Genomic DNA, 19,818 nt, shown 5'->3' on the forward strand with positions numbered 1-19,818 from the left:
TCGTCGTGCCGTGCCCAAGATCGGGGATGGCGTGGACGCGGTCACGGCCTTCGCCGGGGCCGCGGTCGCGGGGATGGCATTGTTCCTGCCGTTCGCCTTCAGCGCCGCGTCCCTGGAGGGTTCGCCGTATCGGGTCACCAGTCTGGTCAACAGTGTTCCACGCGCCGCCGCGCTGGGGCTGATCGTCGCCGTCGTCATCGCGGTCCTGGTACGGCCGGTCAACCGGCCGGGGCTGGTCTGGTTGACCGCGACCTGTGGTGCGCTGGTGCTGGCGATCAACTACTTCGTGGCCGCCACGATGACCTCGGCCGACGTGCTCACCACCCAGAACTACATCGACTCGCTCAGTGGCGGCGTGATCTACGGCGCGCTCGGCATCTGCGCGCTGCGGATGCGCTGGCCCGCGCTCGGGGCGCTCGGCTTCGCACTCGGCACGGTGGTGGTTTTCGTGTACGGCGAGGTGGTCGCGGTGTTCAGTACGGACTCGGCGATGACCGAGACCACGATGCACACCCCGCCGGCGTTGGTCATCGTGGTGGTCGTGCTGCTGGTGGTGAGCACCCTGCGGCACCGGCACGGCGTCATGCTGCCCGCCCAGACCAGGCTGGCGGCCGACCTGCCGATCACCCCGATCGTGGCCGCGACGGTGCTGGCGCTGTCGGCGCTGCTGGCGACCGAATGGCTCTCGCACGAATTCGACGGTCGGCGCGCCTCTGCCTGGCAAGTCGGTATCGCCGTGGTCGTGTCGGTGGTCGCGGCGTTCGTGGCCGCCCTGTTGCTCCCCGGCCGCGACGGCGCGGGGGTGCTGCTCGCGGTCAGTCTGGCCGCGGCGGCCGATTCCCTCGGCGACGCGCCGGACCTCGGGTGGAGCGTCGTGCTGGTCGTCGCACTCTCGACGGCGGGCATGCTGACCGGTGCGCGCTGGTCCACACCGTGGCTCGCGCTGCTCGGTATCGCGGCGATCAGCCTGTACGCCATCGGCGCCTCCCAGCTTTCCTGGTCGTTCGTCTGGACCATCGGGGTCGGGCTGCTCGCCTGCGTCGCCGGATACACCTTCGCCTCGATCCGGGTCAGCTATCTGCCGAGCGCGGTGCTCGGGCTCGGCGCGCTGTATCTGCCCTCGATCCTGTGGGCGATTCCCACCCGGCTGCGCAACTGGCCGGTCGGCGGGATCACGGCCGCGGAGTCGACGCCGGGCCGCGCCGCATTGGCCATCACGATCGGCGCCGCGGCCGGATTGGCACTGCTGTACCGAATCCGGCCGGACGAGTCCGCTACGGTGGTGTCGTCATAGTGACGCATGACGTGACATGGCACACGCAAGATCCGGGGGAGCACAGTGCGCCCCGTGCGCGCCCGTAGGATCGGATCGCGCTACTCGACCGCCACCTACCCCGACGGAGGAGGAGTTGCTCTCCGTACTGCTCGGCCACGCGCTGGCCGCACTAGCGGCCCCGCTGTGCGTACGAGCACTGGGCCGCAACGCTTTCTATCTGCTCGCCCTCGTACCGCTGGGCAGCCTCGGCTGGGTGATTGCCCACTGGGGCCAGACGGTAAACACCCACGTGCAGTGGGCGCCGCAGATCTCGATGGACATCGACCTGCGTTTCGATTCCCTCGCCGCCGTGATGTCGGTGCTCGTACTCGGCGTCGGCGCACTCGTACTCGCCTACTGCGGTAGGTACTTCGACCGGGACGAGGCCAAGCTCGGGCTGTTCGCCGCCGAGCTCGTCGGCTTCGCCGGTGCCATGTTCGGCCTGGTGATCAGCGACAACATGTTGCTGCTGTTCGTCTTCTGGGAAATCACGACCGTCCTGTCGTTCCTGCTGGTCGGCCACTACGCCGAACGCGCCAACAGCCGCCGAGCGGCGATCCAGGCGCTGCTGGTGACCGGGGCCGGCGGGCTGGCGATGCTGGTCGGCATCGTCATCCTCGGCCTGAAATACCAGAGCTTCCTGCTCTCGGAGGTCCTCGCGGCGGACTCGGTACCGGGCGGCACGGCGGTCTCGGTCGGCATCGCGCTCGTGTTGCTCGGCGCGATCAGCAAATCCGCGATCGTGCCACTGCACTTCTGGCTGCCCGGCGCGATGGCCGCGCCCACCCCTGTCAGTGCCTACCTGCACGCCGCCGCGATGGTCAAGGCGGGCGTCTACCTGGTGGCCCGGCTGGCGCCCGCGTTCGCGCAGACACCGATCTGGCAGGTGATGCTGCTGCCGTTGGGCATCATCACCCTGCTGCTGGCCGGCTGGCGCGCGATGCAGGTCCCCGACCTGAAACTGGTGCTGGCGTTCGGCACCGTCAGCCAGCTCGGCCTGCTGATCACGATGATGGCTGTCGGCACCCCCTACGCGGCGCTGGCCGGCATCACCCTGCTGCTGGCGCACAGCCTGTTCAAGGCCTGCCTGTTCATGGTGGTCGGCATCATCGATCACAGCGCGGGCACCCGAGATCTGCGCAAACTCTCCGGTCTCGGCCGACGCGAACCGGTGCTGTTCGGGATCGCGGCCCTGGCCGCGCTCAGCATGGCCGGACTGCCGCCGCTGCTCGGCTTCGTCGGCAAGGAGACCGCGCTCGGCGCGCTGTGGTCGGCCGACAACCTGGCCACCCCGGCACGGGTCGCGCTGGTGGCCGGAGCCGCGATCGGCTCGGCGTTCACCGTCGCCTACAGTGCCCGGTTCGTCTGGGGCGCTTTCGCCGACAAGCCCAACGCCGAGAACACCCTGAGCTGGCACGCGCCCGGACCGCTGCTGCTCGGCCCGCCCGCCGTGCTCGCGGTGGCCGGCTTGGCCGCGGGCCTGGGCGCGCCGCTGCTCGACCGGCTGCTCAGCCCCTACGCCAAGACACTGCCCGGGGTACTCGACGAACATCTCGCGCTGTGGCACGGCGTCAACGGGCCGCTGGTGCTGACGGTGTTCATCATCGCCGCCGGTTTCGCGCTGTTCGTGATCCGCGGCCGGATCGGCGAACCCGAGCATCCACGCCTCGGCAACGCCGACCGCAACTACGACGCGGCCCTGCGGGCGATGGACCGGCTCTCGCTGCGCATCACCGGCAGCACCCAGTCCGGTTCGCTGCCCGCCAGCCAGGCTGTCATCCTCGGCACGCTGATCGTGTTGCCGACGGTGCTGCTCGCCGTCGGCACCCGCCAGGGTGTCGAGTTGCGGCTGTGGGACTCCCCGCTGCAGGCCGCCATCGGCGCGATCATGATCGCGATGGCGCTGGCCGCGACCGTGCTGCGCAACCGCTTGGCCAGCGTGCTCGTCGTCGGTGTCACCGGGTACGGCTGCGGTGTGATCTTCGCGTTGCACGGCGCCCCCGATCTCGCCTTGACCCAGTTCCTGGTCGAGACGTTGATGCTGGTGGTGTTCGTGCTGGTGTTGCGCGCGTTCCCCGCCGAGATCGCCGACGGGCAGGCCACCGCGTTCAAGGTGCGCCGGGCGATGCTGGCCATCGCGGTCGGCGTCGCCGTGCCGGTGCTGGCCGCGTTCGCCACCGCGGCCCGTCGCGGCGAGGCGATCTGGCGGGGCATCCCCGACGCCGCCTACGAGTTGGGCGGCGGCAAGAACGCGGTCAATGTCCTGCTCGTCGACATCCGCGCCTGGGACACCCTGGGCGAGATCTCGGTGCTCACCGTGGCCGCGACCGGTGTCGCCTCGCTGGTGTTCCGCAGTCGCCGCTTCGGCGGCGCGCCGCGTGCCGCCGAGTCACCGCTCTACGACCCGAACAAGATCAGTTGGCTGCCCGCGGCCCGGCTGGTCGACCGCCGGGACCGCTCGATGGTCTTGCAGATCACGACCCGGCTGATCTTCCCCACGATCATGGTCCTGTCGGTGTACTTCTTCTTCTCCGGCCACAACGCGCCGGGCGGCGGTTTCGCGGGCGGCCTGATCGCCGGCCTCGCGCTGACGCTGCGCTACCTGGCGGGCGGACGCTACGAACTGGGCGAAGCACTGCCGGTGGACGCCGGACATCTGCTCGGCGCCGGACTCACCCTGGCCGCCGGCACCGCCACCGTCTCGCTGCTGCTCGGCGCCCCGCCGCTGTCCTCGGCGATCCTCGAGGTGACACTGCCGGTGCTCGGTGACATCAAGCTGGTCACCGCGCTGTTCTTCGACCTCGGCGTCTACCTGGTCGTCGTCGGGCTCGTTCTCGACGTCCTGCGCAGCCTCGGCGCCCGCCTGGACAAGGAACTGACATGAGCGAGCGGCAGCGGAACTCCACCCCGCTGGAGCCGAGCGACGGCGAGGTGCGGGCATGACAGCGAATCTGTTCTTGCTGATCACGATCGGCGTGCTCACCGCGTGCGGTGTCTACCTGTTGCTGGAGCGCGTTGTCTCGAAGATGTTGCTCGGCATTCTCCTGCTCAGCAACGCGGTGAACCTGCTGATCCTCACCATGGGCGGCCCGGACGGCCAGCCGCCGATCCTCGGCAGCGCCGAGACCGCGCACGAGGACACCGCCGACCCGCTGGCCCAGGCGATGATCCTCACCGCGATCGTCATCACCATGGGCCTTGGCGCGTTCATCCTCGCGCTGGCCTATCGCGCCTACATGCTGACCACCACCGAAGACGTGGTCAACGATCCCGAAGACACCCACATCGCCACCCGGCGCGAGCGGGAGGATCCCGAACAGTGACCCTGTCCCAGGATCTCCTGCCCGCCATCGTCGCGCTGCCGGTGCTCGTCCCGCTGCTCGGGGCCGCGCTCACCCTGGTCTTCGGTCGTCGTCCGCGCCTGCAGGCGATGATCTCGCTGAGCGCGCTGACCACGGTGCTGGTGATCAGCGGATTGCTGCTCTACCTGGTCGATCGGGACGGCACCACCGCGGTGCAAGTCGGCGGCTGGCCCACCCCGATCGGCATCACCCTGGTGGTCGACCGGCTCTCGGCGGGCATGCTCCTGGTCTCGGCGTTCGTGCTGCTGCTCGTCTCCATCTACGGTGCGGGACAGAACATCTCCGACGGCGACGAGAACCAGCCGACCTCCATCTACCGACCCACCTACCTGGTGCTGACCGCCGGGGTGTCGATGGCGTTCCTCGCCGGCGACCTGTTCAACCTGTTCGTCGGCTTCGAGATCCTGCTCGCCGCCTCTTTCGTCCTGCTCACCGTCGGCGCCACCGAGGAACGCATCCGCGCGGGCATCGCCTACGTCATGGTCTCGATGCTGTCGTCGATGATCTTCCTGATCGGCATCGGCCTCATCTACGGGACGACCGGCACACTGAACTTCGCGCAGCTGGCCCTGCGACTGGACGCGGCGCCCAGCGGCGCGAGCACCGCCGGCTACGCCGTGTTGCTGGTGGCGTTCGGCATCAAAGCGGCGGTGTTCCCGCTGTCGAGCTGGCTGCCCGACTCCTATCCCACCGCGCCCGCGCCGGTGACCGCGGTGTTCGCGGGCCTGCTCACCAAGGTCGGTGTGTACGCGATCATCCGGACGAATTCGCTGTGGTTCCCCGACGGCACATTCGGCAACATCCTGCTGGTCTGCGGCCTGGCCACGATGGTCGTCGGCATCCTCGGCGCGATCGCGCAGACCGACATCCGCCGACTGCTCTCGTTCACCTTGATCAGCCACATCGGCTACATGATCTTCGGCATCGGGCTGGCCACCGTGGCCGGACTGACCGGCGCGGTGTACTACGTGGCCCACCACATCCTGGTGCAGACCGCGCTGTTCCTCGTCGTCGGCCTGATCGAGCGACAAGCCGGGTCGGTGTCGCTTCGCCGAATCGGCGGGCTCGCGGCGGCGAGCCCATTGCTCGGTGTGCTGTTCCTGGTCCCAGCGTTGAATCTCGGTGGCATTCCACCGTTCTCGGGATTCATCGGCAAGGTCGCGCTGTTGGAGGCCGGCGCCGAGGACGGCAGCGTGCTGGCCTGGGTGCTGGTGGCCGGTTCGGTGATCACCAGCCTGCTCACCCTGTACGCGGTGGCGCGGGTGTGGAGCAAGGCGTTCTGGCGCCCGCGCGCCGAAGCGCCCGAGGGCCATCTCACCGCGGCGAAACCGCCGACCCTGGTGGAGGATTCGACCTACGTGCACTACGAGGACCGCACCGACCCCGGCCGGATGCCCGCGCTGATGGTGCTGTCCACCGTCGCTCTCGTCACCGCGGGCCTGGCCCTCACGGTCCTGGCCGGGCCGACCCTCGGGTTCGCCGAACGCGCGGCCGCCGACCTGCACGACCCGACGGTCTACATCGACGCCGTTCTCGGCACCCCGGAGCCGCGATGACCACCCTGCGCCATCTCGTCAATCGCAACAACGTCCTGCGGATCGGCGTGGTGATCTGGCTGACCGCTGTCTGGCTCGCGCTCTGGGGCCCGCCCAGCGTCGCCAACCTGCTCGGTGGACTCCTGGTCGCGCTCGTCGTCGTGTTCGCGCTTCCACTACCGAAGGTGCCGGTGGCCGGGCGGTTCCATCCGCTGTCGTTCATTCAGCTGATCGCCGTCAGCACCTACTACGCGCTCGAATCCAGCCTGCAGGTGGCCTGGTTCGCGATCCGGCCAGGTCCGCCGCCGGTCTCGGGTGTGCTGCGGGTGCATCTGAGCATCCAGTCCGATCTGGTCCTGGTGATGTGTACCGACCTGCTCAACCTGATCCCGGGCACGATGGCGCTCGAGGTCGATCGGGCCCGATGTGTGGTCTATGTCCACGTGCTCGATGTCGGCAGCGAGGAGGCGGTGGTGAACTTCTATCGCATCACCCGGCGCCTGGAACACCTGATGATCAACGCCTTCGAACGACCGGGCGAACGGCGTCGCAGCGATCCCGAAACGGAGGTGCGCCCATGACCGTCGTCGCCGTCATCGCAGGCGTCCTGCTCACCGCCGCGGCGGTGATCACCAGCTACCGGGTGCTGGCCGGACCGAGCACCCTCGACCGAGTCGTCGGCATCGACTCGCTGATGGCCATCGCCGCCGCCGGGCTCGCGGTCTGGGCCGCCTACAGCAACGACACCTCGGTCATCCCGGCGATCGTCGCCCTCTCGCTGGTCGGGTTCCTCGGCTCGGCCGCGGTCTCGCGCTTCCGCGTCAGGGACGACCGATGAGCGTATGGGAATGGATCTCGGCCGTCCTGATCCTCAGCGGCAGCGCCCTGGCGTTCACCGCCGCCATCGGCATCGTCCGATTCCCCGACACCCTCACCCGCATGCACGCCGCGACCAAGCCGCAGGTGGTCGGGCTGGTGCTGATCCTCATCGGTACCGGCATCGACATCAGGCACGACATCAACGTCTGGATGCTGGTCCTGACGGGCCTGTTCACCATCATCACCGCCCCCGTCGTCGCCCACCTCATCGGCCGCACCGCCTACCGCGAACAACGCCACCGCGACGGGCTGTTCTGACCGCGTCCTCGACGGTGCCGCCGACTCGATCGCGCGCGTACCAGCGCAGCGGCGTGGGTTCAGGCGAATGGCCCTCAGCGTGTGAGCTCGTTCAGCTGGATGTCGAGCGAGATCGGAACAGTAATGGTCGGACGGCCGCGGTGCACACCCGTGGCGCCGAAGAGTCAGATCGCGGTCGCTGATTTCGTGGTGAGGCCGGAGCGGTCTTTCGCCGGTTCCGGGGCGGTGGCGAACCAGGTGGTGTGGAAGGCGATGGATACCGCGGCCAGGAGGCCGAGGACGATGGCACCCGCGGTGATGGGGTAGTCGGCCATCGGGACCGCCAGGTAGCGGTAGGACAGCAGGAGGCCGGCGAAGGTGACGGTGCCGAAGGCGACGAGGCGGACACGGAAGGCGCCCCAGCCGCGTTCGGGGTCGCGCAGGGCGGATTCGACGGTCAGGCACAGAATGGCGCCGGCCACCAGGTCGACGCCGTAGTGGTAGCCGAAGCCCAGGGTCGCGGCGATCGTGGCGACCAGCCAGAACGCACCGCCCCAGCGCAGCCAGGCGGGGGCGCGGGAACCGTCGATGTCGCGGCGGGTGTGCAGAAACAGCGCCAGTGCCCAGGCGGTGTGCATCGAGGGCATGCAGTTGCGCGGGGTGACCTCGTCGAAGGGCAGGGCGGCCGGGCTGTGCTCGAGCGGCGGCAACGCGGTGGGCCAGAAGTCGCCCACCTGGAAGCCCTGGCCGTCCGCCCCGTAGGCGAACATCGGCCCGACCACCGGGAACAGCACATAGAACAGCGGCCCGATCAGCCCGAGCACCAGGAACGTGCGAACGAGGTAGTGGCTGGGCCAGATCCCGGTCGGGACCACCCGGCGCAACTGCCACACCGCGACGACGATCGCCGCCACCGGCAACTCGATGTAGACCCAGTGCAGCACTGCGTACACCTCGGGCCCGAGCACATCGAGCACCCGGCCCATCACCCACGACGGGTCACCGAGCGCGTGATCGGCCAGCAGCAGGAATTCGTCGAGCACGGCCGGATGCACCGCCGAGGTGACGTGCAACCACACGTCACCGACCTTGGTGGCGAGCACGAGCAGCACGCCGAGCGCCGCGGCCCGCAGCGCGTCGGTGCGTTCCCGACCGTGCCAGCGCACGGCCGCGATCACGACCAGCGCGGTCAGCACGATGGTCGGCCCGTTGCCGACCGCGAACGGCTGGCCGTCGAGCAGCCGCAGGGCCGCCCACACCGCGTCGATCCCGATCGCTGCGGCCGCCGCGATCACCCGCCGCCGCGCCGAGACACCGACCAGCGCGAGCACGAACCCCGCCCACGGCACCGACATCGACTTGGGCGTACCGATGTAGTCGCGCGCCAAACTTGCCAGCGGTCCGTCGAACCCACTGATCCACGCGGCGACCTGCAATCCGATCAGCAGCGCGAGCACCGCGGACACCGCGGAGATCGCCAGAACGCGTGGCTCGCGCAGATGGTCGCGGCGGGTGGCACCCCCCGCAACGCCGCGCGGGTGTTCGACAAGCATCCAGACATCGTAAACGGCGGGTGAACACCACCTCACCGAGTGGTTGAACGCTACTGATCCAGTTCGCGCACCAGCGAATCGACCACCGCGACAAGATCACCCTGCGAGTGCGCGGCCACTCGGCGTTGCCGCTGGTAGGAGGCGCCGTGGCGGGGAATCTCGGCGACTGCGGCCAATTCGTCGGCGCAGCCCAGACGCCGGGCCGTCGGCTCCAATCGGGTGAGCAGATCCATCAGATCGTCTGTGACCAAACGCTCATTCGAGGCATCATCGACGATCACGATCGCGTCGAGCCCGTACCGCGCGGCCCGCCACTTGTTCTCCTGCACGTGCCACGGCGGCAGCGTCGGCAGGTCCTCGCCGTTGTCGAGTCGCTGCTCCAGATCCACCACGAGACAGTGGATCAGCGCGGCCACCGAGGCCAGCTCGGCCCGGCTGGACAATCCGTCGCAGACCCGGATCTCGATGGTGCCCCACTTGGGCGCGGGCCGGATGTCCCAGTGCATGCCACCGAGTTGTTCGAACACACCGGTTTTGAGCTGGTCGTGCACGAAACCCTCGAACTGACGCCAGTTCTCGAACTGGAAGGGCAGTCCGGCGGTCGGCAACTGCTGGAACATCAGCGCGCGATTGCTGGCGTAGCCGGTGTCGTCGCCGGACCACATCGGCGAGGACGCCGAGAGCGCGAGCAGATGCGGATACGACAGCAGCAGCGAGTTCAGGATCGGGAAGACCTTGTCCCGGTGTGAGACTCCCACGTGCACGTGCACGCCCCAGATCAGCATCTGGCGGCCCCACCACTGGGTGCGCTCGATCAGCTCGTCGTAATGCGGTGAGCGGGTGAGCTGTTGGGCCGACCACGGCGCGAACGGATGGGTGCCCGCGCAGAACAGGTCGACACCGAGCGGATCGGCCGCGCGCCGCACCGCGTCCATGGTGCCGCGCAGATCCTCCACCGCCCCGCCGACCGTGTCGTGGACCCCGGTCACCAATTCGACGGTGTTGCGCAGCAGCTCCTTGGTGACCTGCGGGGTGCCGTCGTGGGCCCGCCGCTCACCGACGGCGTCGAACACCGTCGAGGCGGTGTTGGACAGATCGCGCGTCACCTTGTCGACGAGCGCGATCTCCCATTCGATGCCGATGGTAGGCCGGGGTGAACCGCTGAAAGGTACCGATTGGATTACCCCGGCCATGCGCGTCTCGCTAACCGACCACGCCGCAGGCCACCCGCGAACCGGCGTCACCGGTGGACAGCGTGGTCTCGTCCGGACCGGTGCCGCCCTCGCGGGTGTAGCGAGGCGGGATGTTGCCGAAGTTGTCGGCGCCGGAGTGCACGATCAGCGACTTGCCTTCGACCTGGTCGAGGGTGACGGTGTCGGTCCGGGTGACCAGTTTGGCGGTGCCGTCCGCGCCGACCTGCAGCGAGGTGAGGTCACCGCTGGAGGGATGCGCGTCGGCGGCGCCGACCTGCAGGTGGCCACCGGCGGAGGTGAAATCGCCCTCACAGGTGCCGTTCTGGTGGAAGTGCAGGCCGTGGAAGCCGGGGGTCAGGCCCTGTGCCTCGACGGTGACCACCAGGTGGTTGCCCTCGGCGATGATGGTCGCGGTGCCGACATCGGCGCCCGCGCCGTCTTTCAGTTCGACCTCGAGCGCCTCCGCGGAGGCGCCGTGATCGTCGCCCTCGCGGCCGCCCGGGGTCGAGCCGTGTCCGCCCGCTTCGCCCGCGGGTGCGGGCGAGCTGGTCCACACCGGCGGCGTGGTCCCCGCGACGTCACTCGATTCCTGACTGCTCGTGCAGGCGGCGAGCCCGAACGCGGCGACTGCGAGCACCGGGGTGACAGTGCGCCAGGACGGACGACGAGTGGTCGACGAGGCCATCGGGGAACTCTCCTTCGTGGACAGGGCTGTACCGGTGAAGATGATGCCACAGCGAGGTCGACGGTCCCGGCACCGAGTACCGCGACTCAGCTACCGGTCAGTACCACCACGACGCCCGGCGAGGTGTCACCGGACTTGGGCACGACCGTCCCGCCGACCTGCTCGGCGATCTCGGTGGCTGCGGCCCGGTCACCCGCGCCGCTGCCGTAGAACACGGTGGTGGCGGTCAGGTTCGAACCGCTGTAGTTGCCGGTGCTGACATTGCTCCAGCCCGCCGCGCCCAGTTCGCTCGCGGTGCGGGCGGCCAAGCCGACGACCAGGCTGTTGTTCAGCACGCGCACCGGCACCGCCTGATCGACGGCGACGGCCGGGGTGGTGGTCGGGGTGGTCGTGGTCGGCTCGACGGTGGTCGTCGTGGGCTCGGCGACCTCGGTGGTGGTCGGCACGGCCGTTGTGGTGACCGGCGCCTGCGCGACCGCGCTGGTGGTGGTCTCGGTCTGCTCGGCCGCGTCCGAGGCATCGGCGCCGGAGTTCGACAACGACATCGCACCCAGCCCGGCGAAAACGATGGCCAGGGCGATCAACACCATCGCCAGCGCGCGCAGCGGGGGGCCGCCGGGGGTGGGATTCGGGTTGCTCACCCGCGCAACCCTAGTCGCATCGACGGTTCGGTGACTGTCCGCGACGCGAACCCGAGACCCGGGGTCGGTGGCTTGCGTGACCACGTAGGGCCGATGCGGGGCGCCATCGAGCACTCAGACCTGGAAACCGAGTCGGCGCGCGGCACGCGCTTTCTGCCTGCTCGCCCGCAGCCTGCGCAACCGTTTGACCAACATGGGGTCGGCCGCCAGCGCTTCGTCCTTGTCGACGACCGCGTTGAGCACCTGGTAGTAGCGGGTGGCCGACATGGCGAACAGTTCGCGGATCGCGTCTTCCTTGGCGCCCGCGTACTTCCACCATTTGCGTTCGAAGTCCAGGATATCGAGCTCACGCCGACTCAGGCCGGTCGTCTCGTCGATGACCGAGGCCTGCTCGCCCGCTGGTGAACCGTCTTGGATCGCGGAGATGTGCCGAGCCGCTGCGCCGTCCATCTTGCTCCCTCGCCGAGTATCACGAGATGAAAATGACGCTTGCACGTCGCGGATCATTGAACCACGCGGCGGGCGGATCGTCCGACCGATGTCCCGGCGTGTTGGCTGCGGGCCAGTAGCGTGTCGCAGGCCACAGGGGTCGGCGCTCGACCACCGGCGGATGCGGCGATAATGGCGCCCATGGCAATTCTCCCGATCGTGATCGTCGGTGACCCCGTCCTCCACAACCGCACTGCCACGGTGACGGAGTCGCCCGCGGAGCTGGCCGAGCTGATCGCGGACATGTACGACACCCTCGCCGAGTCCAAGGGTGTCGGCCTGGCGGCCAACCAGGTCGGCGTCGGCAAGCGGCTGTTCGTCTACGACTGCCCCGATTTCGACGCCGCGGGCACGCCGATCCGACGCAGGGGGACTGTGGTGAACCCGGTCCTGGAGACCTCGGCGATCCCCGAGACCATGCCCGATCCCGACGACGACGAGGAGGGCTGCCTGTCCGTGCCGGGCGAGCAGTTCCCCACCGGGCGCGCGGACTGGGCCAGGGTCACCGGGACCGACGAGCACGGCGAACCGGTCGACATCGAGGGCACCGGCTTCTTCGCCAGGATGCTGCAGCACGAGGTCGGCCACCTCGACGGCTTCCTCTACGTCGACGTGCTGATCGGGCGCAATGCCCGCGCCGCGAAGAAGGCGATCAAGCGCAACGGGTGGGGCACACCGGGTCTGAGCTGGATCCCCGGCACCGTCCCCGACCCCTTCGGCAATGACTGAATCATGGCGGCTGGCGCCGCGCGTTCTCGGCCTGTTCCCTCGATCTTCCCTCCCGCCGGGCACTCCTTCGTCGCACCCTCTGGTCAGTCCAGATCGAGGCGGCCGAGAACCATGGCGACCGGCGCCGCGGGTCCTCGGCCTGTTCCCTCGGCAACGATGATTCCCCTCGGTCGCCGCGTGGTGATGCGGTATCAGCTGCCGGAGGGTTATCCACAGCCGCTCACCGATGTGATCGGTGAGCTGGTGTCGCTGTCTCCGCCCTCGGTGCGGACCGCCGAGGGCGAGCTGGTCGAGGTCGCGGCGGATCGGGTGGTGGCGCTGAAAGCGTTGGGCCCGAGGCCGATTCGAACCAAGGAGATCCGGTCGCTGGAAACGGCGGCCGCGGCGGCGTGGCCGGGCAGCGCGCACCTGTGGATCGACGGCTGGCTGGTCCGGGCCGGGAACGGATATACCGGGCGCGCGAATTCGGCGGTGCCGCTGGGAGAATCGGGTGTGCCCGCTGTGCTGTCGATCGAGACGATGCGCCGGATCGCCGACTGGTACACCGACCGCGGGCTGCCCCTGCTCCTGCAATTGCCCGACCGGCTCGCCCCGGTCCCGCCGGGGTGGAACACCTGGAGCGAGACCGTCGTACTCGGGCTCGATGTCGCGAATTTCGTGCTGCCGCAAGGCCCGTCGATGGTGCGGGTGGCCCCCGAGCCCGATGACGGCTGGCTCACGGCCCACCGCTACCGCGGCGAGATCCCGGTCGACCCCGGTGTCCGCGTGCCGGACCGAGCCGTCCTCACCTCGGTGCTGGACGGTGCGCTCGGTTTCGCCTCGCTCGGGCTGCCCGAGCCGTTGGCCATCGGGCGCGGCGCGGTGACCACCGCACCCGACGGCAGGCGCTGGGTCGGCCTCACCTGCGTCGCGGTCGCGGCCGCCCACCGCCGCAACGGCCTCGCCTCGCTGGTGTGCGCCGAATTGATCCGCTGGGGCGCCGAGCACGGCGCGACCCACGCCTATGTTCAGGTGGAGGTCGGCAATGCCGCCGCTCTCGCTCTGTACCGCGACCTGGGCTTCCTGGAACACCACTCCTACCGCTACGCCGCGCCGCAGCATTGAATCGCGGTGTCGAATACGGTCGGCGCCGCTGTTCTCGGCTCTGTGGCCCGGCTCCTCCTCCCCGCTGGCACTTCTTCGCCGCACCCTCCGGTCAGCCTGGAGCCGACAGGGAACACCGATGAACCCTATGAAAGGACACGCGACCGTGCGTCTCGCCACCTGGAACGTCAATTCGATCCGCTCCCGCGTCGATCGGGCGATCGAATTCCTGGACCGCCACGACATCGACGTGCTGGCGCTACAGGAGACCAAGTGCCGTGACGACCAGTTCCCCTTCGAGCGGTTCGACGAGGCCGGGTACGAGGTCGCTCATGTCGGGCTCAATCAGTGGAACGGTGTCGCCCTCGTGTCCAGGGTGGGGCTCACCGATGTGGAGACCGCCTTCTCCGGGCAGCCGGGTTTCGACAAGAACGCGGGTGAGTCGTTGATCGCTTCGCCGGTGGTGGAGTCGCGGGCGATCGGCGCGACCTGCGGTGGGGTCCGGGTGTGGAGCCTCTATGTCCCCAACGGCCGGGCCCTGGCCGACCCGCACTACGCCTACAAGCTCGACTGGCTCTCGGCCCTGCGCGACAACGCGACCAACTGGCTCACCAACGACCCCGCCGCCAAGATCGCCCTGGTCGGCGACTGGAACATCGCCCCCACCGACGACGACGTCTGGTCCCCGGAGTTCTTCGAGGGCAAGACCCACACCTCCGAGCCCGAACGCGCCGCCTTCGCGGCCATGCTCGACACCGGCTTCCGCGATGTGCTGCGTCCGTTCGCACCCGGCCCCGGCGTCTACACCTACTGGGACTACACCCAGCTGCGTTTCCCCCGCAAGGAGGGCATGCGCATCGACTACATCCTCGCCTCCCCCGCCCTCGCCGACCAGGTCACCGACGCCTGCGTCGACCGGGAGGAACGCAAGGGCAAGGGCGCCAGCGACCACGCCCCGGTGATCGCCGAATTCACCGACTGACCTGCCCCGAGCGGTACCGTGGGAGCAGGACCTTTCCGGCCTGCGACGATGCGGGAGGTGTGCTCATGTTCTATCGGTCGATGGGAGCGGTGCCGCCGAAGCGGCACACACAGCATCGGGACGAGCGCGGCGGCCTCTACTACGAAGAGTTGATGGGCGAGGAGGGGTTCTCCGGGGACTCCTCGTTGCTCTATCACCGCGCGCTGCCCCCGGCGATCGTGGACGCGACCGTCTGGGAACTGCCCGACCAGTCGACGACACCGAATCATCCACTGCGCCACCGCCACCTGCGTCTGCCCGAGCTGTTTCCCGGCGACACCCCGGCTGCCACCGATCCGGTGACCGGGCGCAGGCTGCTGCTGGCCAATGCCGATGTGCGGATCTCGTATGTGGTCGCCGAGGCCGCCTCGCCGCTGTACCGCAATGCGATCGGCGACGAGCTGGTGTACGTGGAATCCGGTGCGGCCGTGGTGGAGAGCGTGTTCGGCGCGCTACCGGTGCGCAAGGGCGACCAACTGCTCATGCCGAGGTCGACCACCCATCGCTGGCTGCCCACCGGGGAGGAACCGGTGCGGGCCTATGTCATCGAGGCGTCGAGCCACATCACCCCGCCGAAGCGGTATCTGTCGAAATTCGGTCAGCTACTGGAGAATTCGCCCTATTGCGAGCGCGATATCCACGGCCCGACCGAGGTGCTGGTGGCCGAGGGTTCCGATGTCGAGGTGCTGGTCAAGCACCGGGCGGGCGCGGAGGTGGTCGGCACCAGGATGGTCTACGCGACGCACCCATTCGATGTCGTCGGCTGGGACGGCTGCCTGTATCCGTTCACCTTCGACATCGCCGATTTCGAACCGATCACCGGGCGCGTGCATCAGCCGCCGCCGGTGCATCAGGCGTTCGAGGCCACCAATTTCGTGATCTGCAATTTCGTGCCGCGCAAGGTCGACTATCACCCGCAGTCGATTCCAGTTCCGTACTACCACTCCAATGTGGATTCCGACGAGATCATGTTCTATTGCGGCGGAGACTACGCGGCGCGCAAGGGTTCCGGGATCGCGCAGGGGTCGGTGTCGGTGCATCCGGGAGGGTACGCGCACGGCCCGCAACCGGGTGCCTACGAACGCAGTGTCGGTGCGGAGTTCTTCGACGAACTGGCGGTGATGGTGGATACCTTCCGGCCGTTGCAGCTCGGCGAGGGGGCGCTGGCCTGTGAAGACCCCGCGTACGCGTGGACGTGGTCGGGCCGTGGGCCGGGCTTCGGATGAGTTGCCGCGCAGTGCGCTCCGGCAGCGAGCGCAGCCGATGACCGGCGGCGGGCGGGGCGGGGCGAGTCGAGTCGCGATTCCCGAGGACTCGCTGTTCGGGCCGGAGAACCTGCCGTACGGCGTTTTCGCGCCGGCAGCGGGTGGGTACCGGGTCGGGGCCCGGCTGGGCGACACCGTGCTCGATCTCGCCGCGCTGCTCGATGATCCGATATTCTTCCGCGCCGACCTCAACGCCCTTCTCGCCACCGGTCCGACCCGGTGGCGCGAGGTCCGCGACCGCGTGCGCGAACTCGCCGAGACCGCGCTACCGGTCCACGCGCAACATCCACTGCACGCGGTGCGTATGAAGCTGCCGATTCGGATCGGTGACTACGTCGACTTTTACGCCAGCATCGATCACGCCACCAATCTCGGCAGGCTGTTCCGACCGGACACTGAACCGCTGCTGCCGAATTGGCGACACCTGCCGGTGGGATATCACGGCCGGGCCGGCACCGTCGTCGTCTCGGACACTCCGGTGGTCCGGCCGAAGGGACAGCGCCGAACAGATTCCGGTGCAACGGATTTCGGGCCGTCGCGCAGCTTGGACATCGAAGCGGAACTGGGCTTCGTGGTCGGCACGGGTTCGGTTCTCGGCGTGCCGGTGACCGTCGACGAGTTCACCGAGCACGTCTTCGGCGTCGGTCTGGTCAACGACTGGTCCGCCCGCGACATCCAAGCCTGGGAGTATCAGCCGCTCGGCCCCTTCCTCGGCAAGTCGTTCACCACCTCGCTCTCGGCCTGGATCACCCCACTGGACGCGCTCGCCGACGCCCGCGTCCCACTGCCGACCCAGACCCCGGCACCGCTGCCCTACCTGCGCGGTTCCGACGACCACGGCCTCGACATCGACCTGACCGTCCGCTGGAACGACGAGGTCGTCGCCCACCCGCCGTACGCGCGCATGTACTGGTCCCCGGCGCAGATGCTCGCCCATCTCACCGCCAACGGCGCGTCGGTGCGCCCCGGCGACCTCTACGCCTCGGGCACCATCTCGGGACCGGCGCCCGACCAGCGCGGCTCGTTCATCGAACTGTCCTGGGGCGGAACACAACCGGTCACCGTCGGCGGGGAGATCCGCGCTTTCCTCGCCGACGGCGACCGCGTGCGGATCACCGCCACCGCCCCCGGTACCGCGGGCCGGCCCATCGGCCTCGGCGAGGTCGGCGGCCTGATCCTGCCCGCCCGCTGACCCCCTTCACCACAGCCGCCCGCACCGCGCGGGCACTTTCGGGAATTTCCGGCGATATCGGCGCACAGCTTCCCGATAGTGCACAGCCAGCCGTCCGAATCCACCGACGGGCGGAGATTGTCCGGCCCGTGGCTCCACCCACAGGCGGTGTCGACCCGCTTTGCCCACAGGCTACGGTGACCTCCGAGGTTTCACCGAGGAGAGAGTCCGCGACGATGTTGACGAGAATCGCCCGCGCCGCCGTGGGCCGCCCACGCCTGGTGGTCGCGGTCGCGCTGTTGCTGATGGTGCTGTGCGGCGCGATCGGCGCCACCGTGCATTCGCACATGAAGTCGGGCGGGTTCGTCACCGAGGATCTCGAATCGGTCCAGGCCAGCCTGTATCTGAGCGAGCACTTTCCCGGCAGCGAGCCGAACTACGTCCTCGCGGTCACCGCCGAGGGCGGCCCCGACTCCCCCGCCGCGCGCGCCGCCGCCGATGCCGTGGTCGCCAAGCTCGACGCCGATCCCGACGTGAGCGGGGTGCAGTCGTACTGGACCGCTCGGCCCGACCTCAAACAGGCGCTGCGCAGCGAGGACGGGCAGCGGGCGCTGATCCTGGCCAGCATCGAGGGCGATGACGCCGAGCTGCCGGATCGTGCGGGCAAGCTGAGCGAGGAACTGCAGGTCGAGGACGGGCCGGTCACGATCAAGGCCGGTGGTCTCGCCGCCGCCTTCTCCGATATCAACACTCAGATCAGCAAGGATCTGATCCTGGCCGAGGCCATCGCCATTCCGATCACCGGACTGCTGCTCGCCCTGGTGTTCGGCAGCGTCGTGGCGGCCGCGCTGCCGGTGGCGATCGGCTTGTTCGCCATCGCGGCGGCCCTCGGCATCCTGCGGGTGCTGACCATGGTGACCGATGTGTCGATCTTCGCGCTGAACATGACCACCGCGCTCGGGCTGGCGCTGGCGATCGACTACAGCCTGTTCATCGTCAGCCGGTACCGGGAGGAACTCGCGGGCGGCGCCACCCCGACGGCGGCGGTGATCCGCTCGATCCAGACCGCGGGGCGCACGGTGGTCTACTCGGCGCTGGTGGTGGCGCTGTCGCTGTCGGCCCTGCTGGTGTTCCCGCAGTACTTCTTCAAGTCCTTCGCCTACGCGGGCATCGCCGTGGTCGCGGCCGCCACCGCCGCGGCGGTGATCGTGCTGCCCGCGCTGCTCATCCTGGTCGGTGACCGGATCAACGCGCTGGACCTGCGCGCCCCGCTGCGCAAGCTGTTGCGGCGGCCGCCGCCGCGCGAGAAGCTGCCGCAGCAGACGTTCTGGTACCGGCTGGTGACCGCGGTGATGAAGCGACCGCTGCCGGTCGCGCTGGCGACCACCGCGTTCCTGCTGCTGCTCGGCTCGCCGTTCCTCGGCGTGCAGTTCGGCTACCCCGACGACCGCTCGCTGCCCACCGACGTGGCCAGCCGCTCGGTCGGTGACATCCTGCGCACCGAGTTCGACGCCGACCTCGCCTCGAGCGCGACCATCGTGCTGCCCGAGTTCGACGGTGCCCCAGCTGAATTGGACGCCTACGCGCGCGAGCTGTCCACCGTGCCAGAGGTGCCCGCCGTGCTCAGCAGCGAGGCGGTGTACAGCGGCGGGCTGCGAGTGGCCGCCGGAGTCCCCGAGATGTCGGACCCGCAGGCCGGGGCCTATCTCTCTGTCGGCACCCGGCTCGATCCGTACTCCGACGCGGGCCGCGCCCAGCTCGAAGCGCTGCGCGCTGTTCCCGCGCCCTCGGATGTCCTGGTCACCGGCCCGGCCGCGCTGAACCAGGACTCGGTCACCGCGATCACCGGCAAGCTGCCGCTGGCCGGTGCGCTCATCGCGGTCGCCACGCTGATTCTGCTGTTCCTGTTCACCGGCAGTGTGGTGCTGCCGGTGAAGGCGCTCGTGCTCAACATGTTGTCGCTGGCGGCGACCTTCGGCGCGATGGTGTGGATCTTCCAGGAGGGCAACCTGGCAGGGCTGCTCGGCTTCACCGCCACCGGCACGCTCAACCTGGCCATGCCCATTCTCATGTTCGCGCTGGCCTTCGGCGCCTCGATGGATTACGAGGTGTTCCTGCTCTCGCGCATCCGCGAGGAATGGCTGGCCGGACCCAAGACCACCGAGGGCAATACCGAGGCCGTCGCGATGGGCGTGGCGCGCACCGGACGCATCTTCACCGCCGCCGCGCTGCTGATGAGCGTGGTGTTCCTCGGGGTCGCCACCTCCGGTGTGTCGATGATGAAGCTGTTCGGTCTCGGCTGCGCCTTGGCGGTGATCAGCGACGCGACCGTCATCCGCGGACTGCTCGCACCCGCGCTGATGCGCATGATGGGCCGCTGGAACTGGTGGGCACCCAAACCACTGGTGGTGTTGCACAACAGGTTCGGGCTGCACGAGAACGACGATCCGACCCCCGCACCAGCAGCTGCCGAGCCGCCACGGCTGGACAAGGCGTCGGTGTAGCCGTCCGCCCGCCCGGTGCTGTCCGGGCGGGCAGGTATGGTCGGGCTGGACAATTTCACACGCCAACGGGGGCTCGCACCAGCGGGCTGAGAGGACGGCTAGCCCATTTTCGGGCGATCAGGGCCGTCGACCGTATGAACCTGACCGGGTAATGCC

At 69.1% G+C, this 19,818-nt stretch carries 18 protein-coding genes; 13 read left to right on the plus strand and 5 right to left on the minus strand.

The window, feature by feature from the left end; genetic code table 11:
* The first annotated feature begins 10 nt into the window (after positions 1-10).
* From BOX37_RS30845 to mnhG, 7 genes are all read left to right on the plus strand, one after another.
* Positions 11-1,294 carry a hypothetical protein gene (locus tag BOX37_RS30845; protein ID WP_071930678.1) on the plus strand — a complete coding sequence of 428 codons (1,284 nt, stop codon included), beginning with the start codon at positions 11-13 and terminating at the stop codon, positions 1,292-1,294.
* Positions 1,295-1,409: 115 nt separating this feature from the next.
* Complete coding sequence (locus BOX37_RS30850; RefSeq protein WP_071930679.1) at positions 1,410-4,199, plus strand: Na+/H+ antiporter subunit A; 2,790 nt, start codon at positions 1,410-1,412, stop codon at positions 4,197-4,199.
* Positions 4,200-4,254: 55 nt separating this feature from the next.
* Complete coding sequence (locus BOX37_RS30855; RefSeq protein WP_071930680.1) at positions 4,255-4,638, plus strand: Na(+)/H(+) antiporter subunit C; 384 nt, start codon at positions 4,255-4,257, stop codon at positions 4,636-4,638.
* Positions 4,635-6,233, plus strand: a complete 1,599-nt coding sequence (locus tag BOX37_RS30860; RefSeq protein ID WP_071930681.1) for a Na+/H+ antiporter subunit D — start codon at positions 4,635-4,637, stop codon at positions 6,231-6,233. Before BOX37_RS30855 ends, BOX37_RS30860 begins: the two co-directional genes overlap by 4 nt.
* A complete protein-coding gene (locus tag BOX37_RS30865; RefSeq protein WP_071930682.1) occupies positions 6,230-6,793 on the plus strand; it encodes a Na+/H+ antiporter subunit E in 564 nt (187 codons plus the stop codon). Before BOX37_RS30860 ends, BOX37_RS30865 begins: the two co-directional genes overlap by 4 nt.
* Positions 6,790-7,050: a monovalent cation/H+ antiporter complex subunit F gene (locus tag BOX37_RS30870; RefSeq protein ID WP_071930683.1), complete on the plus strand. Its 261-nt coding sequence runs from the start codon at positions 6,790-6,792 to the stop codon at positions 7,048-7,050. Before BOX37_RS30865 ends, BOX37_RS30870 begins: the two co-directional genes overlap by 4 nt.
* Positions 7,047-7,349, plus strand: coding sequence for a monovalent cation/H(+) antiporter subunit G (gene mnhG, locus BOX37_RS30875; RefSeq protein ID WP_071930684.1), 303 nt, complete (start codon positions 7,047-7,049; stop codon positions 7,347-7,349). The genes BOX37_RS30870 and mnhG overlap by 4 nt, the downstream gene beginning before the upstream one ends.
* A gap of 164 nt (positions 7,350-7,513) precedes the next feature.
* Here the strand turns inward: mnhG and BOX37_RS30880 are convergent, their stop codons facing one another.
* From BOX37_RS30880 to BOX37_RS30900, 5 genes are all read right to left on the minus strand, one after another.
* Complete coding sequence (locus BOX37_RS30880) at positions 7,514-8,881, minus strand: phosphatase PAP2 family protein (RefSeq protein WP_084760413.1); 1,368 nt, start codon at positions 8,879-8,881, stop codon at positions 7,514-7,516.
* Positions 8,882-8,931: 50 nt separating this feature from the next.
* Positions 8,932-10,074, minus strand: a complete 1,143-nt coding sequence (locus BOX37_RS30885) for a glutamate--cysteine ligase (protein WP_071930685.1) — start codon at positions 10,072-10,074, stop codon at positions 8,932-8,934.
* A gap of 10 nt (positions 10,075-10,084) precedes the next feature.
* Positions 10,085-10,759 carry a superoxide dismutase[Cu-Zn] gene (sodC, locus tag BOX37_RS30890; protein ID WP_071930686.1) on the minus strand — a complete coding sequence of 225 codons (675 nt, stop codon included), beginning with the start codon at positions 10,757-10,759 and terminating at the stop codon, positions 10,085-10,087.
* Between the two features lie 86 nt (positions 10,760-10,845).
* Positions 10,846-11,400, minus strand: a complete 555-nt coding sequence (locus tag BOX37_RS30895; RefSeq protein ID WP_071930687.1) for a LytR C-terminal domain-containing protein — start codon at positions 11,398-11,400, stop codon at positions 10,846-10,848.
* A gap of 114 nt (positions 11,401-11,514) precedes the next feature.
* Positions 11,515-11,850, minus strand: a complete 336-nt coding sequence (locus tag BOX37_RS30900; RefSeq protein WP_071930688.1) for a DUF3263 domain-containing protein — start codon at positions 11,848-11,850, stop codon at positions 11,515-11,517.
* A gap of 180 nt (positions 11,851-12,030) precedes the next feature.
* Here BOX37_RS30900 and BOX37_RS30905 point away from each other — a divergent pair, with 180 nt between their 5' ends.
* From BOX37_RS30905 to BOX37_RS30930, 6 genes are all read left to right on the plus strand, one after another.
* Positions 12,031-12,618, plus strand: a complete 588-nt coding sequence (locus BOX37_RS30905; RefSeq protein ID WP_071930689.1) for a peptide deformylase — start codon at positions 12,031-12,033, stop codon at positions 12,616-12,618.
* Positions 12,619-12,774: 156 nt separating this feature from the next.
* Positions 12,775-13,722, plus strand: coding sequence for an N-acetylglutamate synthase, CG3035 family (locus BOX37_RS30910; protein ID WP_167660013.1), 948 nt, complete (start codon positions 12,775-12,777; stop codon positions 13,720-13,722).
* Between the two features lie 145 nt (positions 13,723-13,867).
* A complete protein-coding gene (locus tag BOX37_RS30915; protein ID WP_071932027.1) occupies positions 13,868-14,683 on the plus strand; it encodes an exodeoxyribonuclease III in 816 nt (271 codons plus the stop codon).
* 65 nt (positions 14,684-14,748) lie between these two features.
* On the plus strand, positions 14,749-15,948 hold the full coding sequence (locus BOX37_RS30920; RefSeq protein WP_071930691.1) for a homogentisate 1,2-dioxygenase: 1,200 nt from the start codon (positions 14,749-14,751) through the stop codon (positions 15,946-15,948).
* Positions 15,949-15,985: 37 nt separating this feature from the next.
* A complete protein-coding gene (gene fahA / locus BOX37_RS30925; protein WP_071930692.1) occupies positions 15,986-17,179 on the plus strand; it encodes a fumarylacetoacetase in 1,194 nt (397 codons plus the stop codon).
* A gap of 215 nt (positions 17,180-17,394) precedes the next feature.
* The gene (locus BOX37_RS30930; protein WP_071930693.1) at positions 17,395-19,662 is read left to right on the plus strand and encodes an MMPL family transporter; all 2,268 of its coding nucleotides are present in this window, start codon (positions 17,395-17,397) and stop codon (positions 19,660-19,662) included.
* Positions 19,663-19,818: the final 156 nt, after the last annotated feature.

It is taken from the genome of Nocardia mangyaensis, assembly GCF_001886715.1.
In the GTDB taxonomy this organism is placed as follows: domain Bacteria; phylum Actinomycetota; class Actinomycetes; order Mycobacteriales; family Mycobacteriaceae; genus Nocardia; species Nocardia mangyaensis.